General features: G+C 61.5%; 12 protein-coding genes. 6 read left to right on the forward strand and 6 right to left on the reverse strand.

What is annotated here, in order from left to right; all coding sequences use genetic code 11:
• Window positions 1-62: 62 nt before the first annotated feature.
• On the reverse strand, window positions 63-1343 hold the full coding sequence (locus JZX88_RS14240; protein ID WP_142857754.1) for an ABC transporter substrate-binding protein: 1281 nt from the start codon (window positions 1341-1343) through the stop codon (window positions 63-65).
• Between the two features lie 194 nt (window positions 1344-1537).
• Here JZX88_RS14240 and JZX88_RS14245 point away from each other — a divergent pair, with 194 nt between their 5' ends.
• From JZX88_RS14245 to JZX88_RS14270, 6 genes are read left to right on the forward strand one after another with little or no spacing between them, the layout of a single operon-like run.
• Window positions 1538-4060 carry a hypothetical protein gene (locus JZX88_RS14245; protein WP_206913965.1) on the forward strand — a complete coding sequence of 841 codons (2523 nt, stop codon included), beginning with the start codon at window positions 1538-1540 and terminating at the stop codon, window positions 4058-4060.
• A 13-nt stretch (window positions 4061-4073) separates the two neighbouring features.
• Entirely contained in the window at window positions 4074-5168 is a 1095-nt protein-coding gene (locus tag JZX88_RS14250) for a glycoside hydrolase family 88 protein (protein WP_174029821.1), read from the forward strand.
• Window positions 5165-6517 carry a glycoside hydrolase family 28 protein gene (locus tag JZX88_RS14255; RefSeq protein ID WP_206913966.1) on the forward strand — a complete coding sequence of 451 codons (1353 nt, stop codon included), beginning with the start codon at window positions 5165-5167 and terminating at the stop codon, window positions 6515-6517. Before JZX88_RS14250 ends, JZX88_RS14255 begins: the two co-directional genes overlap by 4 nt.
• Window positions 6517-7623, forward strand: a complete 1107-nt coding sequence (locus JZX88_RS14260) for an ABC transporter ATP-binding protein (RefSeq protein ID WP_065116957.1) — start codon at window positions 6517-6519, stop codon at window positions 7621-7623. The genes JZX88_RS14255 and JZX88_RS14260 overlap by 1 nt, the downstream gene beginning before the upstream one ends.
• 1 nt (window position 7624) lies before the next feature.
• Window positions 7625-8620 carry a carbohydrate ABC transporter permease gene (locus JZX88_RS14265; RefSeq protein ID WP_020808843.1) on the forward strand — a complete coding sequence of 332 codons (996 nt, stop codon included), beginning with the start codon at window positions 7625-7627 and terminating at the stop codon, window positions 8618-8620.
• Between the two features lie 2 nt (window positions 8621-8622).
• The gene (locus tag JZX88_RS14270) at window positions 8623-9672 is read left to right on the forward strand and encodes a carbohydrate ABC transporter permease (protein ID WP_110759992.1); all 1050 of its coding nucleotides are present in this window, start codon (window positions 8623-8625) and stop codon (window positions 9670-9672) included.
• Between the two features lie 249 nt (window positions 9673-9921).
• Here JZX88_RS14270 and JZX88_RS14275 read toward each other — a convergent pair whose 3' ends face one another.
• From JZX88_RS14275 to JZX88_RS14295, 5 genes are all read right to left on the reverse strand, one after another.
• A complete protein-coding gene (locus JZX88_RS14275) occupies window positions 9922-10968 on the reverse strand; it encodes a LacI family DNA-binding transcriptional regulator (RefSeq protein WP_206913967.1) in 1047 nt (348 codons plus the stop codon).
• A gap of 206 nt (window positions 10969-11174) precedes the next feature.
• Window positions 11175-11960: a TIM barrel protein gene (locus tag JZX88_RS14280; RefSeq protein ID WP_206913968.1), complete on the reverse strand. Its 786-nt coding sequence runs from the start codon at window positions 11958-11960 to the stop codon at window positions 11175-11177.
• A gap of 8 nt (window positions 11961-11968) precedes the next feature.
• Entirely contained in the window at window positions 11969-12979 is a 1011-nt protein-coding gene (locus tag JZX88_RS14285) for a Gfo/Idh/MocA family protein (protein WP_206913969.1), read from the reverse strand.
• Window positions 12980-12989: 10 nt separating this feature from the next.
• The gene (locus JZX88_RS14290; RefSeq protein ID WP_065116962.1) at window positions 12990-13886 is read right to left on the reverse strand and encodes a sugar phosphate isomerase/epimerase family protein; all 897 of its coding nucleotides are present in this window, start codon (window positions 13884-13886) and stop codon (window positions 12990-12992) included.
• A 46-nt stretch (window positions 13887-13932) separates the two neighbouring features.
• The gene (locus JZX88_RS14295) at window positions 13933-14841 is read right to left on the reverse strand and encodes a substrate-binding domain-containing protein (protein ID WP_206914049.1); all 909 of its coding nucleotides are present in this window, start codon (window positions 14839-14841) and stop codon (window positions 13933-13935) included.
• Window positions 14842-14908 lie beyond the last annotated feature (67 nt).

The raw sequence follows: 14908 nt of genomic DNA on the forward strand, positions 1-14908 counted from the left end.
GACCGGCTCCGGGCATATCGTTCGATGCTTGGCTCTTCCGGCAAAGCCGGAATGGCCGCCCCTTATTTCTTGACCGCAACGGCCTCGTTGATCTTGGCGACGTCATCTTCCAGAACCTTGTAGGTCTGGTCGAGCGTCAACTCGCCGACGATCAGCTGGCTCATGCGCTGCACGATCTGCTGATACATGGCGCTGCCGCCCTTGGCGCGTTCGAAATCGCGGGCCGCCTGCGGCACGTTCTTCTTGTTGTCGAGGAAGACCTTCATCGCCGCCTTGGCGTCCTCGCTTTTCAGCTTGTATTGCGGATCGACGATCTCGGCACCCGTCAGGATAACGTAGTTTTCAGCGATTTCCCGCTGCACCTTCTCGGAGCCGAGGAATTCGACGAAATGAGCGACATCTTCCGGGTATTTGGTGCGCTTGAAGCCGACAATCGCGGTGCCGCCGGGCATGGCGTAGCATCCGGCATCGCCGCAGGGCGCATTGATCGCCGTCCATTCGAAACTGTCGCCGATCTTGTTCTGGAACGGATTGACCATCCAGTTGCCGGCCAGATAGGTCACGACATTGCCGTTGACGAACTCGTCACCCATGTTCTTGTACTGCGAACCGCCGGCCGCACCCCACATTTCCTTGGGGAAGCTGCCATTCTGCGTCCATGAATAGATATCGGCGATGTATTTCTTCGCCGCATCGTCCGGGAAGCTGAACTTGCCGTCCTTCACATAGCTCGAACCATAAGCAAAGGCGCCGCCGGAAAAGCGGTGGCCGGAACGGTCCATGGTGAAGGGGATCTGCACGCCGGTCGCCTTGGCGACACGGGCGGAAGCCTCGACGATCTCGCTGAATTTCGCGGTCGGGCCGGGCAAGGGCTCACCCGCCTGCTCGAACAGGGTCTTGTTGACGAAGGGCAGGTTCAGCGTCTGCGACGCCATGTAACCGTTGATCGACTGCGGATCGTTGACGTTGGGCAGACGAAGCTGGTTGAGGCTCGAACCATGCAGTTTCGCGAAGGCTTCCGCATCTTTCATGTAAGGCCGCATGTCGAGATAATAGGGCGCAAGCTGCCAGTCGGTGATCTTGGCAATGTCAGGACCTTCGCCGACCGCCAGCTGCACCGGCAGCTGCTTGGAAACGGCGTCATACCCCGAGGACACAAAGTTGATCTTCACGCCCGGATTGGCCGTTTCGAACTCCTTGCTGAGATCGGCCATGCGCTGCACGTAACCCTGGTCGTCATCCGTAAAAAGGAAAGTGATCGTGCGGGTTTCGGCCTGCGCGGCCGCAAGACCGGCGACGGAGGCAATTACCAGGGCGCTGACGCCCGAAAACAATTTCATCATGCTCATCCTCCCAATGAAAATATTTTCACAAATCGAATAGAAGCTCCTCTGCTTAATTCGATTTATCCTGTTTTGCGGCTTGACAGAATAAACGTCAAGCTGTTTGTTTTACATAAATCGCACAAATCGACGCGAAAAAGCGAAAATCGAATTGTGAAAATAATTTCATAAAGATCGAAGGGAGGCGATCCATTATGACGGATGGACCTTTGGCGACGGATGCGTCGCAGCCCACATATACCGTCGCCGACGGCGAGACGGTGACCGCGTGGATCGTTTCGGATCTGGTGGAGACGTCGTTTCCGGGCACACCCGCGCCGGCGGAAGACCGGGTCAATTACCGTTTCATCAATGGTTTCGTCGATGTCGGCGACCTTCCCTGCCGCAAAGCCTTCCAGCAGACCATGATCGGCCGCGACATCGCACCCGAGACTGGCTTTGCGGTGTCTCACCTCAACCTGCCGGGTTCCAACCGCCGCGTCGAATTCACCGGTTTCTGGCATGTTCCCACCCATGTGCAGCGCTGGCTGAAGGGGACGTTCCGCAGCGATGCCGCCAGAAAGGCGCATTTCCGGCTGCGCACCTGCGGCGGCGTCCGCATCTGGGTGAACGGCGCTGAACAGGTGCGTTTCGAACCCTTCATCCGCAATGTCGAAACCAACAGCGACGTGACACTCGACCTTGCAGCCGGCGACAACGAGGTGCTGCTGCTCTGCGAGGATCTGGCCGAACGCGACATCATCTGGTTCTTCGAGCTTGAGGTTATCGATCCGACGCCGCTGACAGTCGTGTTGCCCGTGCCGCTCGACCGCGAGGAAACGAAGCGCCTTGCCGCGCTGGTGCGCGATGTTCGCCCGGCACGCGACGTGTTTTGCGGCACCGACCTCGAACTGGTTTTCGGAGCACCCCCTGCAAGCGACCTGCCCGTGCACATCGCGGTGAAAAGCCATGGGCATGAACGCGCGGCGCTGGCGGAAGTGGATACCGTGCTGAAGGCCGGGCAATCCACGCTGACAATCCCCGGGACGACAGGCATTTCGGACGGATATCACGGCGTCAGGATCACCATGGGCTCGGGTGCGGGAACGGTCACCCGCGTCATCGACGCCGCCTTCATGCATGATATCGCGCCGGAAGCGCCCAATGCCGATATCAACGGGCGAAAAAAGGCCGCCCTCTCCTTCAGCGCCCGTTTCGGCGCATGGCGCATCGGCCGGGCGCTGGCGATGGTCGCCACCGGCAGCGATGACTTCAACACCATCGGCGGCATCGTCGATGCGACGCTGCGCTCCATCGACCGGCGCGAGGACTGCTCCGATTTCGTGATGATCCCGCTGCTCTGGCTGGTGCGCGCCCATGGTGACCGCCTGCCAACTGAAATGCGGGCACGGATCGACGCCTCGATCCTTGGCTATCGCTACTGGGTGGACGAACCCGGCAATGACGTCATGTGGTTCTGGAGCGAGAACCATGTTCTCTGCTTCCACACCAGCCAGCTGCTCGCCGGACACTATCTGCCCGACGCCGTCTTCACCGCCTCCGGCCGCACCGGCAGAGAACAGGCCACGCTCGCCACCGACCGGCTGGAGCGCTGGTTCGACAGCGTCGAGGCGCATGGCCTCGCCGAATGGAATTCGGCCGCCTATTATCCCGTGGATTTCATCGGCCTTCTCGCCATCGAACATTGGGCCGGACCGGAGCTTACCGCCCGCGCCCGCCACCAGCTCGATCTCATTTTCGAGATGATCGCGTTGCATACGCTCGGCGGCGTTCCCTCCGGTTCGCAAGGCAGAGCCTATGACAAGGAGCTGCGCGCCGGGCCGCTGACGGAACTGGCGCCCTTCGCCGAGGTCGCCTTCGGTCAGGGCTGGCTCAACAACGGCGTCGCTTCGCTGCCGATGTTCTGCTGCGGCGATTACCTGCCACCGGCACATCTTGCCGCCCTTTCCCAGCTGGAAAGCGGCCGCATGGTCGAGGCGCGCTACGCGCAGGGGCTGGAGCCCGGCAAGCTCGTGCTGTTCAAGAACGAGGCCGCCCAGCTTTCCACCGTTGTCGACCACAAGACCGGCCGCAAGGGCCACCAACAGCACGTCATGGATATCAAACTCGCCGGCCATCCCATGGCGCGGCTCTGGGTCAATCATCCCGGCGAAGACGATCCGTGGGGCACCCAGCGCCCCTCCTATTGGGCGGGAAGCGGCATCCTGCCACGCGTGGCGCAGCATCGCGATCTGGCGATGATGATCTTCGATACGCACGATCACCGCAACGACTGGACCCATGCCTATCTCGGCCGCGACGGGCTGGACGAGGTGCTGATGGAAGGCAACTGGCTCATCACCCGCTCGGGTCGCGGCTTTGCCGCGCTTTATGCGACGAACGGGCTTCAGCCCATCACCGCAGGCGCCACCGCCAATCGCGAAATCAGATCGCCCGGCCGCCGCGCCGGCTGGGTCGGCATCATCGGCTGCGGGGATGTCGCGGAATTTGCCCGTTTTCGGGAAAAAATCCTCGCCACGCGGGTCGCCTTCGATGCCGAAAGCCGCCTGCTCTCGGTCACGCCGCCGGGCGGGCCTGAGCTTACCCTCACCTGGGACGGCGCATTCACCATCGGCGGGCAGGCCATGGCCTTCGACCACGACCAGCCCCAGCCCGAAATCACCTTCGACAGTGCCGACCCCGCATCGGGTGGCGCCGCGCAACCATTCTACTCCTAAGCGGAATTGACAGATGAACCAGCCAAGCATGGAAAAAGACACTCTCAGGACGACGATCGACAATGTCGCCGCCGCCTTCAGCCGCCTCAAGGGCATTCAGGAAGGTCTGGTCAGCGGCAGCTCCGATGGCAAGATCCAGTTCGACGAGTGGGACTGGGAAGTGGGTGTGGGCCTTTACGGCTTCCTGCGCCGGGCGCTCGCCGCCAACGACCGGAAGGCGCTTGACGACCTCGTGACATGGTATGGCTGGCAGATCGAGCGCGGCCTGCCGCCGCGCCAGATCAACAGCTCCGCGCCGATGCTGCCGCTCGTCATCCTCACCGAACATGTCGACCGGCCGGATTTCCGGGCGCTGGTGGAAGACTGGGCCGACTGGCTGGTGCATCAATTGCCGAAAACCGAAGATGGCGGTTTCCAGCATGTCGTCAAGGAGCGGCTGAACGAGGGTGAACTCTGGGACGACACGCTGTTCATGGCATGTCTGTTCCTCGCCCGCGCCGGCGTCGTCTGCAAACGCCAGGACTGGATCGACGAGGCGGTCTACCAGTTCATGGTCCATACGCGTTATCTGTCGGACCCCGTCACCGGGCTCTGGTATCATGGCTGGACCTTCAACGGCCGTCACAATTTCGCTCATGCCTTCTGGGCGCGCGGCAATTCCTGGATCACGGTTGCCATTCCCGAACTTTTCGAACTGGTACCGACGCTCGGCGAAAAAGACAAACGTTTCCTCGCCAATGTGCTGGCAAGCCAGGTGCGGTCGCTCAGGCAATATCAGCGCGAGGACGGCATGTTCCACACACTTCTCGATGACCCGACCTCGCCGGTCGAGACATCGGCAACGGCGGGTATAGCCTATGGCATTCTGCGCGGCATCGAGGCCGGCATTCTCGGCGAAGAGAACCGGCCGCATGCGGAACGGGCGCTGAAGGCAGTGCTTGGCAATATTGACGACGAAGGTGTCGTTCACGGCGTCTCCGACGGCACGCCCATGGGCCATGATCTCGAATTTTACCGCCGCATTCCCAATCTGCCGACGCCCTATGGGCAGGCGCTGACGATGCTGCTTTTGATCGACGTATTTCTGAAGAGGCCGCAGGTATCATGAGTGTTCAGCCTGACATCACCATCACGGCCGGCGGCCATGACGCCACGGCCGACATCCAGCGGGCGATCGATACGGTTTCGGCAGCGGGCGGCGGTCGCGTGTCGCTTCTGGCCGGTCGCCATGTCAGCGGCGGCCTCCAGCTCAAGACCGGCGTGGAACTGCACCTTGCCGAAGATGCGGTGCTTGCCCCCATTTCAGACTATGAGGCCTATGCCCATACAACGGTTTCGGTGATCGCCGAGGAATCCAATCGCGGCATGATCATTGCCCGGGGCGCAAGCGACATCGCCGTCACCGGCCCCGGCCGGATCGAGGCCGGCGGCAAGAACTTCATCACCGGCGATGACGAGGCGATGGGAACCTATATCCCGGCGGCACGGCGTCCACGCGTGATGGTGCTGGAAGCCTGCCGCAACGTCCGTCTTGAAAACCTCTTCGTCAGCGGCTCGCCCATGTGGACGCTGCATATGGTCGATTGCGACGTTCTCAATTTCCGCAATCTCCGCATCGAAAACGACCGCCGCCTGCCCAATACGGATGGCATCGTGCTGGATGCCTGCCGGCGCGCGCTGATCGAGGATTGCTTTATCTCGACTGCCGATGACGGCATCTGCCTGAAGACCAGCGCCGGGCCGGACGGCAAGGCGGTCGGTGTCTGCGATGATATCACGGTTCGCCGCTGCACCGTTTCCAGCGTCAGCTGCGCCCTGAAGCTCGGCACGGAATCCTTCGGCAATTTCACCAATGTGGTGTTCGAGGATTGCAAGATCGTCGAGTCCAATCGCGGCATCGGCCTTTTCTCCCGCGATGGCGGCGCCATGCGCAACATCCGCTTTTCACGGATCGAGGCCGAGTGCCACGAAACGCCGGGCGGCTTCTGGGGCTCCGGCGAGGCCGTGACCGTCACCGTCGTCGACCGCCGCCCCGAGCGTCAGGCCGGCAGCGTCGACAATCTGATCGTGGAAGATCTGAGCGGCTCCATGGAAGGCGCGATCAACCTCGTCGCCACGTCGAAGGCCGGCATCCACAATGTCAGGCTGGAGCGCATCACGCTGGCGCAGCAGCCCGGCAAGCTCGGAACCGGCCTGCAATATGATCTGCGCCCCACCAATGCGGATATTGCGCCAAGCCCCGATGCCGCCGGCCGCGCCAATGCCTGGACGCGGGATGCCGAAGGCAGGATCGTCGGTCTTCAGGATTACCCCGGCGGAATGCCGGCGGTCTATCTTGCCGGCGTGGAAGGATTTGCGGCGCATGATGTCGCCATTAAAAGAACGACGCCCTTGCCCGAGGGCTGGAACAGCCAAGAGATCGTCGCGACGACGAACTTGTCCGAAGGGAGCAGGTAATGGGAAGTCTTAAACTGGAAAACCTCAACAAGGCCTTCGGCGCCGTTCATGTGCTGCATGACATCGACCTCGATATTGAGGACGGCGAGTTCGTCGTTTTCGTCGGCCCCTCGGGCTGCGGAAAGTCGACGCTGCTGCGCATCATCGCCGGCCTTGAGGATGTCACGTCAGGCACCATCGGCATTGGCGGGCGCGATGTCAGCGCGCTGTCTCCCGCCGAGCGCAAGATCGCCATGGTGTTCCAGTCCTACGCGCTTTATCCGCATATGAGCGTGCGCAAGAACCTTGCCTTCGGTCTGGAAAACCTGCGATTCAAGCGGGCGGAAATCGAAAGCCGCATCAACGAAGCGGCGCGCATGCTCGCCATCGAACCCTATCTCGACCGCAAGCCGAAGCAGCTTTCCGGCGGCCAGCGCCAGCGCGTCGCCATCGGCCGCGCCATCGTGCGCGAGCCTGACATCTTCCTGTTCGATGAGCCGCTGTCGAACCTCGATGCGGCGCTGCGCGTGCAGACGCGCGCCGAAATCACCCGCCTGCATCGCGATATCAAGACGACGATGATCTATGTCACCCACGATCAGGTGGAAGCCATGACCATGGCCGACAAGATCGTGGTGCTGCGTGCCGGATGCATCGAGCAGGTGGGCAGCCCGCTTCAGCTTTTCGACAATCCGCGCAACCTCTTTGTTGCCGGCTTCCTCGGCTCGCCGCGCATGAACATGCTGAAGGGCACCATCACCAAGGGTAGCGACGGCAGCATCGCCATCGACGCCGGTTATGGCGTCTCCCTGCCCTGCCTTGTCGACCCGGCAACCGTCAGCCCCGGACAGGCGGTTCTGGCGGGCATCCGCCCTTCGCATTTCACCATCACCGACAATGCCGGCCTGCCCTTCGAGGTGCAGTATCACGAAAGCCTCGGCACCGAGACCTATCTCTACGGCAACCTCCAGGGCGAGAAAGAGCAGATCATCGTGCATCAGGCCGGTCATTTCGCCCCCGCTTCCGGCTCTGTGCTGAAGATCATGCCCGCGCGGGAAAAGGTGCATGTCTTCGATCCCGTAACGGAACTGGCGCTGCCGCGCCTCGGCAGCGAAGGGAGAGGTTAGCATGGCCAATCCGACGCTTGCGAGACTGTCCGACCGTGCGCTCGATGCCGTGATGGCGATCGCCGAAGTGCCGCTCAACTTCATCGAGCGGCTGATCGGCAAAAGGCGCATGCCCTATATTTTCCTGATGCCGAACCTCGTTCTCTTCGGCATCTTCACCTTCCTGCCGATTGCGATTGCCGTCGGTTACGCCTTTACCGGCGGCACCGAACTTCTCATCACCGACCGCCCCTTCGTCGGGTTGGAAAATTTCGGCAAGCTGCTGGACTGCCAGAGCTACATGGACCCCGGAAGCTGCCGGGAATCGCTGTTCTGGACAGCGATCTGGAACACGCTGTGGTTCGTCGGCTTCAATGTCGTCGCCACGCTGCTGGTCGCGCTCATCACCGCCCTCATCCTCAACCGGGCGATTGCCGCGCGTGGTTTCTTCCGCGCCATGTTCTTTTATCCCGTCCTGCTGTCGCCTGTCGTCATCGGCCTCATCTGGAAATGGTTCCTCGACCGCAACGGCCTGCTGAACGCCTTTTTCCAGATGCTCGGCGTGCCGCCGGAAATCTTCCTGCTGGATGTCGGCTGGTCGCGGTTCTTCGTCGTGGTGGTCTCGGTCTGGTTCCATATGGGCTTTTATACGCTGATCCTGCTGGCCGGCCTTCAGGCCATCCCGAAGGACCTTTATGAAGCCGCCGCCATCGACGCCGCCTCACCCCGGCGCACGCTTTTCCGCATCACCCTGCCGCTTCTCGGCCCCAACCTGCTCGTCGTGCTCATCCTTCTGATGATCAGATCGGTGCAAATATTTGATGAAGCTTGGGTTCTTACCAACGGCGGCGGACCGGGAACGGCCAATACATTCGTCGTTCAATATATCTACCAGATGGCCTTCGGCAGCGATCTGAGGCTGTTCGGCCTCGCATCCGCCGCATCGGTTCTGATGGGTCTTGTGCTTCTCGCACTCACCCTCGTGCAGCTGCGCCTCGGCAAAAAGATGGAGTCCTGACCATGTCCAACGCCGTCTCCTTCCTCACGCGCACCCGCCGCCCCGGCCGGATCGGCCTCACCGATATCCTGTCCTGGGTCTGGCTCATTGGCGGCACGCTCGCCGTCCTCATCCCGGTCGTCTGGGCCGCCATGTCTTCGCTGAAACCGGAAGCCGAAATCACCCGGTTTCCGCCGAGCCTTCTGCCGCGCGCCGCCGTGCAGGTGGAGGTGCCAGGTTACGACAAACAGCTCAGCCTGTGGAAAGCCACCATCGATGGTGTGGAGCGGGAAATGGCCATGGTCCGCCGCGTTGGCCTCAAGGCCCAGATGGTCGATCCGGCCAATCCCGGCCCGCCGGTCAGCGTTGACACACGGGAAATAACGCCCGTCCAGAAGCTGACCATCGCGACGGAGAACTTCACCGATCCGCTGACCCGCTTCAGCTTCCTGACCTTCCTCAAGAACTCGGTCTTCGTCACTTTCGTGGCGACTATCCTGACGCTGATCGTCAATGCCATGGCGGCCTTCGCGCTGTCGAAATACCGCTTCCGCGGCGAGAAGGCGATTTTCGTGCTGATCATCTCCACCCTGATGATCCCGCTCACCGTCGTCATGGTGCCAGCCTATCTCGTCATCGTTGGCGTCGGCCTCGTCGACAATCTCTGGGGCGTCATCATCCCTACCGTGGCCACACCAACCGGCGTGTTCCTGCTCAGGCAATATATGCTGACCATTCCCGATGAGCTGATCGAGGCGGCCCGCGTCGATGCGGCAAGCGAATTCCGCATCTTCTGGCGCATCATCCTGCCGCTGACGGCGCCGGCGCTTGCGGTTCTCGCCATCTTCTCGGTTCTCTGGCGCTGGAACGACTTCCTCTGGCCGCTGATCGTTCTCAGCAGCCGCGAAAACTTCACGCTGCAGGTGGGGTTGAACGCCTTCCAGGGCGAGTTCTCGGTGCAATGGCACTATATTCTCGCCATGACTTTCCTCAGCCTGGCACCTGTTACCGTCGTATTCCTTTTCCTGCAGCGCTACATCACGACAGGCATTGCCGGCACGGGGATGAAGTAAAGGGGATTATGGACACTCGCGTTGAAACCCTAACTTCACCGTTGGCTTGGTGATGTCACAGGTGCTCCTTTCACCCCGTCATCCCGGCCTTGAGCCGGGATCCAGCCAGCCCAAGTCTTTGGGCTGAAAGGAGTCTTCCCGTCGCGCGGACGCGCGTCGGCTGGATTCCGGCTCAAGGCCGGAATGACGGGAGGAGAGCTAATCGCCCTAAAGACATATGGCCACGAGCCCCGGAGGCGTTGGATCACCCTACTTCGGTGGCGGCGCGATGCTGCCCCTTAAAACCAGCCGACAGCCGAGTTCCAGCCGGTGCGCCGGGCGCGTCGGATCGGCCGCCACAAGCCGCTGCTCCAGCAGCGAAAGCGCCGCGCCGCCCAGCCGGTCGGCCGGCAGCTGGATGGTGCTGAGCGGCGGCGCGCTGAAGGCGGCCGGCATGATATCGTCGAAACCCAGCACCGAGACATCATCGGGAACCCGGATACCGGCTTCCGTCAGCGCCTTCAGACAGCCGAGCGCCAGATTGTCGGCGGCGCAGAAAATGGCGGTAGCGTTTCTGAGCGGGTATTCCTCGGCCAGCAGGCGGCGAATGGCGATCTCGCCCCATTCCGGCTCATAACTCTCCACCTCGATGACCATATCGGCCGGAACTGTCAGGCCAGCCGCCAGAAAGGCGTCGCTATAACCGTCATAACGGCGGCGGATCGTCGTGCGCCCCTTCCAGGTGATATGCAGGATATTGCGGTGCCCGAGCGACAGCAGATGCTCAATACCGAGACGGGCGCCAAAACGGTTTTCGGCCGTCACCGTATCGACGATCATGGCCGGGTCTTCGCCATTGATCAGCACCACCGGCCTGGAAAGCGCGGACAGCGCCTCGACCAGCTGCGACCTGTCATCATTCAAGACCACGATACCATCGACATTGTCGGCATCGGCAGCCTGCGCCACAGCGACCGGATCAAGCCGGCTCGTCGCGCTGACATAGGGAACGATACGAATACCGCGCCGCTCGCATTCGCGACGGAAGCCGTTCAGCATCGTCCAGCTGACCATGTTGAGGTCGCTCTGCGGCGCGGCATCATTGGTCATGGCGAGCAGCACCACGCGCAGGGTGGCGATAGTCGCCTTCTGCCGGCGGTTTTCAAGGTAACCAAGCGTGCGGGCCGCCTCCAGCACCCGCTCGCGAACCTGTGCGGTCAAGGGTGCGGTGCCATTGAGGGCATGCGAAGCGGTACTCAGCGAAACATTCGCCTCCCGCGCCACGTCCTTAAGCGTCGTTTTCCTGTCTATTTTCATAAAGGGGAAATTCAACCACTCTTCTTCGGACGGTGCGGGCAGAAAGCCTGCCTCACGCAGTCGATCTGAAGAATACCCGTGCCCGTTTGCTGCTCTCTAATCTGCGGAAGACTACAGCATCATCCGTAAATGCGGAATTGATTTCTTTGGGTTTTTAATCCCCCGCAAGAAACGCCGCCCGCGGCGAACCCCGGGCGGCAAGGCGGTCAGAGCGCCTGGGAGATATGGTCGATGCTGCTCTCTACGGCAGCGGCGGGGTCTTTCAGGTCGTGCACTTCCGTCGCGAAGGGTTCGAAGCTGTAAGGTCCCCTGTAACCGGCCGCCTCGAGCGTCCTGATCTGGGCGATATTCTCCAGCCGGTCGCCGCCATCCACCAGAACGCGGTGGGCGTCGAGCATGTCGGCGACGGAGACGGCGGGATCGATCACGCCGGAAATGTGGACCAGTCCCGTTCGCTCCGGGAAGAACTCGGTCTCGCCTGCAAGGTGATGATGGAAGGTGTCGTGCACCAGCCTGTAGACATCGCCGCCACCGGCCGCATCGATGGCCCTGATCGCTTCGGCCTTGGTGCGCAGCGACGAGATCGGGAAACCGAGCGGCTCGACGAAACCGATCAGGCCGCGTTCCTTAAGGATCGGCTTCATGGCCTTCAGCGCCGTGACGAGATCGTCAAAGGACACTGCCGTGCCGTCATTGAGCGGGCACATGACCAGCGCTTTCGCGCCGCTTGCCGCCGCATAATCGGCCATCGCGACGGCCCGCGCAGGCAGGTCGCCCGACCAGACGTTGAAGGGGTAGAGCGCATTGATCGAGATGATCGTCACGCCCGCCTTTTCGGCTGCCGCCTTTACCGCGGCCGGATCCACCGTGCCGACGATATCAGGCAGGTCGTTGCGGATTTCGACTTCGGTGAGGCCGAGTTCGCGGGCCGTCGCAAAGAACGCCTCAAGGGAAAGCTTCGGCGCGGTGATGTGGTTAATGGCAAAACGCATGAAAGACCTCACTGATAAAGGGCGGGACGGGTGGGAAGCTCGATTGCGACGGCTGCCCCGTCCTTCTCCTGCGCGGCCACGCAGGCGTCGGAGGTGATGGCGGCCACGTAGCCGTCCCAGGAATTCGGTCCCGATGCCGTACCCTTTGCCGCCGCGTGGATGAAGTCCTGCAATTCCACATCATAGCTGGCGATGAAGCGATCCTTCCAGTCGGTGAGGATATCATTCTGCAGCTTGGCGCCGAGGCGCGTCTGCACCGACATCGGCTCCGGCAGGCTGGCAATGCCGTCCTCGCCCACCACCTGGCACTGGATATCGTAGCCGTAGTGGCAATTGACGAAGATTTCGACGTCGATGATCGTGCCCTTCGCCGTTTCCAGAATGACGATCTGCGGGTCCTTCAGCCGCGCATGGCTTCTGGCCGCCGAACGGGGGAAGAGAACCCGTGCCGAAACATAGTCATCGTCAAGCAGCCAGCGCAGCACGTCGATCTCATGGATCATCGTGTCATGGATCGCCATGGGCGTGACGTACTGCTCCGGAACCGTCGGGTTGCGGTGGGCGGCGTGCACCATGATCGGCGCGCCGATCCGGCTGTCCACCGCCTGTTTCAGCGCCACGTAACCGGCATCATAACGGCGCATGAAGCCCACCTGAACCAGCCGTTTGCCATGCGCCACTTCGGCGTCGACGATGCGTCTTGCGCCTTCGGCCGTTGTCGCCAGCGGTTTTTCGCAGAAGCACGGCTTGCCGGCGGCAATGGCCGCCAGCACATATTGCTCATGGGTTGCGCCCCATGAGGTGACGAGCACGGCATCCACATCGGGCGATGCGATCAGCTCTTCGCCGGTGGCGAACACGACGGCATCCGGGGCGATGTCGTTTTTGACCGCCTCGGCCGAGGCGCGGTTGACGTCGCTGAGCGCAACGATCTTCGCGCCGCCCAGAACCTTGTTGATACGGCGGGCATGATCACGCCCGATTGCGCCGGTGCCGACGACACCAATTTTCACAGTCATCTGAAAAACCTCATTTCCAGTATTTGGCGACGTATCGCCGGGTTTCGCTGAGCATGAACCGCGCGCTTTCATCGACACGATCTTCCCAGGCAAAGACGCAGTTCGACAGCACGCCATCGAATTTCATGTCGGCGAGCGTCGCAAAGAAGGTCTCCCAGTCGATCTCGCCCTGGCCGAAATCCGTGTGCTGATGCACCCTCACCTTGGAGCCGGGCGGATTGACGATGTAACGCAGCTGCGACGACTTGTTGTGGTCATAGGTATCGGCAAGGCGCACATGCACCAGATGGCCCTCGGTCGCGCGCAGGTTCGCCACCATGTCCGGCCCGTAAAAGAACGTGTGCGGCGCGATGAAGGATGCCTTTACCGCCTTGGAATTGATGGTCTTGATGATGTCGATGGCCGGCGCGATCTCCTCGAGCCAGTCTTCGGGATGCGCCTCCAGCGACAGCACCAGCCCTTCCCGCTCGAGGATCGGCACCAGAATATCCATAGCGCGGAAGAACTGCGCCTCACAGGTTTCCGGGCGATGCAGGCCGGAACGGTCGTTAAGGCTGCGCTCCGGCGAGCCGCCACGGCCGAATTCCGAAACGAACATCGGGCATTCCATCTCGACGGCAATCTCGATGGCGCGTTTCCAGTTGTCGATCGCCACCTCCCATTCGTCCGGATAGGGGCTTGCCCAGCGATACATGGGTTGCAGCGTCGCAAGGCCGACACCATGGTCCTTCAACGCCTTTTTGAATTCGGCGACCCGTTCGGGATAGACCTTCGGCCTCGTCCACCAGGAGAGAAAATCCGGACGCGGCGAAAGTTCGACGTATTCATAACCGAGGTCTGCGACCTTGCGGCAGGTTTCGGCCAGGGAGAGGTGCCGGAACATGTGGGGATCGAGCGTATGTTTCATGGCTGTTTCCAGTGGAGTGATAGATGGACCGGGGCCAAAGCCCCGTCTATTTCGCGTAAGCGGACATGTTTTCCGGGGTGACGAGTTCGAACGGCACCCAAAGCGTCTTCTCGGTGCTTTGCCCGGCAGCGGCCTTCACCGCCGTCTGAACCGAGACCTCGCCCTGCTTCGTAGCATTCTGGTAAACGGTGATATCGAGGTCTCCGGCCTGCATGGCGGCAAGACCGTCCGGCGTGGCGTCGATGCCGGCAATGGCGACATCCTTCATGGAAACGCCCGCTGCCTTGAGGGCCTGCGCGGCGCCTATCGCCATTTCATCATTATTGGCGATGACGGCATCGAACTGGATGCCCGCCGTCAGCCAGGAGGAGACAAGGTCCTGCGCCTGCGTACGGCTCCAGTTCGCTGTCTGCTTTTCGAGGATTTCGATCTTGCATTCCGGTTTGGAAAATACCGTTTCGACATCCTTGGTGCGCACCAGTGCCGCGTGGTTTTCCAATGGTCCCATCAGGATGACGGCCTTGCCCTTGCCGCCCATCAGCTTGCAGGCGGCTTCAGCTTCCATGGTGCCGGAATCGAGTTCGTTGGAACCGACAAAGGCCGTTCCGTCAGGCAGGCCGGTTTCCAGTTCGGCCGGCGGATGGTTGACATACACCAGCGGAATTTTTGCGGCTGATGCGGCCTTGGTGATTGCGGCGGTGGCGTCGCCATCCACGGCATTGACGATGATCGCGTCGACACCATTGGCGATGAAATTCTGCACCTGATTAAGCTGCTTCGACGGATCAAGCTGGGCATCCTCAACCAGAAGCTCGATGTTTTTATCGCGTCCGGCCTCGGCCCTGATACCGTTGAGCAGGATCGTCAGAAACGGATTGTCGAAAGACGTCATGGACACAGCGATACGGGTCTCGGCAAAGGCCGGTGTCGCGAAAATGCAGAGTGCCGTCGCCATCAATAGTTTCTTCAAGGTTTCCTCCCACGGAAATCGCTGCTGGTTGCTTCATGTCGTGTCGCCGGAG

The sequence above is a fragment of the Agrobacterium sp. OT33 genome, assembly GCF_017313365.1.
Classification (GTDB): Bacteria; Pseudomonadota; Alphaproteobacteria; order Rhizobiales; family Rhizobiaceae; genus Agrobacterium; species Agrobacterium rhizogenes_A.

Excerpts from the sequence above, each read along its gene's own strand:
- JZX88_RS14240 (WP_142857754.1), bottom strand. The coding sequence starts at position 1,343 with ATGATGAAATTGTTTTCGGGCGTCAGCGCCCTGGTAATTGCCTCCGTC.
- JZX88_RS14245 (WP_206913965.1), top strand. The coding sequence starts at position 1,538 with ATGACGGATGGACCTTTGGCGACGGATGCGTCGCAGCCCACATATACC.
- JZX88_RS14250 (WP_174029821.1), top strand. The coding sequence starts at position 4,074 with ATGAACCAGCCAAGCATGGAAAAAGACACTCTCAGGACGACGATCGAC.
- JZX88_RS14255 (WP_206913966.1), top strand. The coding sequence starts at position 5,165 with ATGAGTGTTCAGCCTGACATCACCATCACGGCCGGCGGCCATGACGCC.
- JZX88_RS14260 (WP_065116957.1), top strand. The coding sequence starts at position 6,517 with ATGGGAAGTCTTAAACTGGAAAACCTCAACAAGGCCTTCGGCGCCGTT.
- JZX88_RS14265 (WP_020808843.1), top strand. The coding sequence starts at position 7,625 with ATGGCCAATCCGACGCTTGCGAGACTGTCCGACCGTGCGCTCGATGCC.
- JZX88_RS14270 (WP_110759992.1), top strand. The coding sequence starts at position 8,623 with ATGTCCAACGCCGTCTCCTTCCTCACGCGCACCCGCCGCCCCGGCCGG.
- JZX88_RS14275 (WP_206913967.1), bottom strand. The coding sequence starts at position 10,968 with ATGAAAATAGACAGGAAAACGACGCTTAAGGACGTGGCGCGGGAGGCG.
- JZX88_RS14280 (WP_206913968.1), bottom strand. The coding sequence starts at position 11,960 with ATGCGTTTTGCCATTAACCACATCACCGCGCCGAAGCTTTCCCTTGAG.
- JZX88_RS14285 (WP_206913969.1), bottom strand. The coding sequence starts at position 12,979 with ATGACTGTGAAAATTGGTGTCGTCGGCACCGGCGCAATCGGGCGTGAT.
- JZX88_RS14290 (WP_065116962.1), bottom strand. The coding sequence starts at position 13,886 with ATGAAACATACGCTCGATCCCCACATGTTCCGGCACCTCTCCCTGGCC.
- JZX88_RS14295 (WP_206914049.1), bottom strand. The coding sequence starts at position 14,841 with ATGGCGACGGCACTCTGCATTTTCGCGACACCGGCCTTTGCCGAGACC.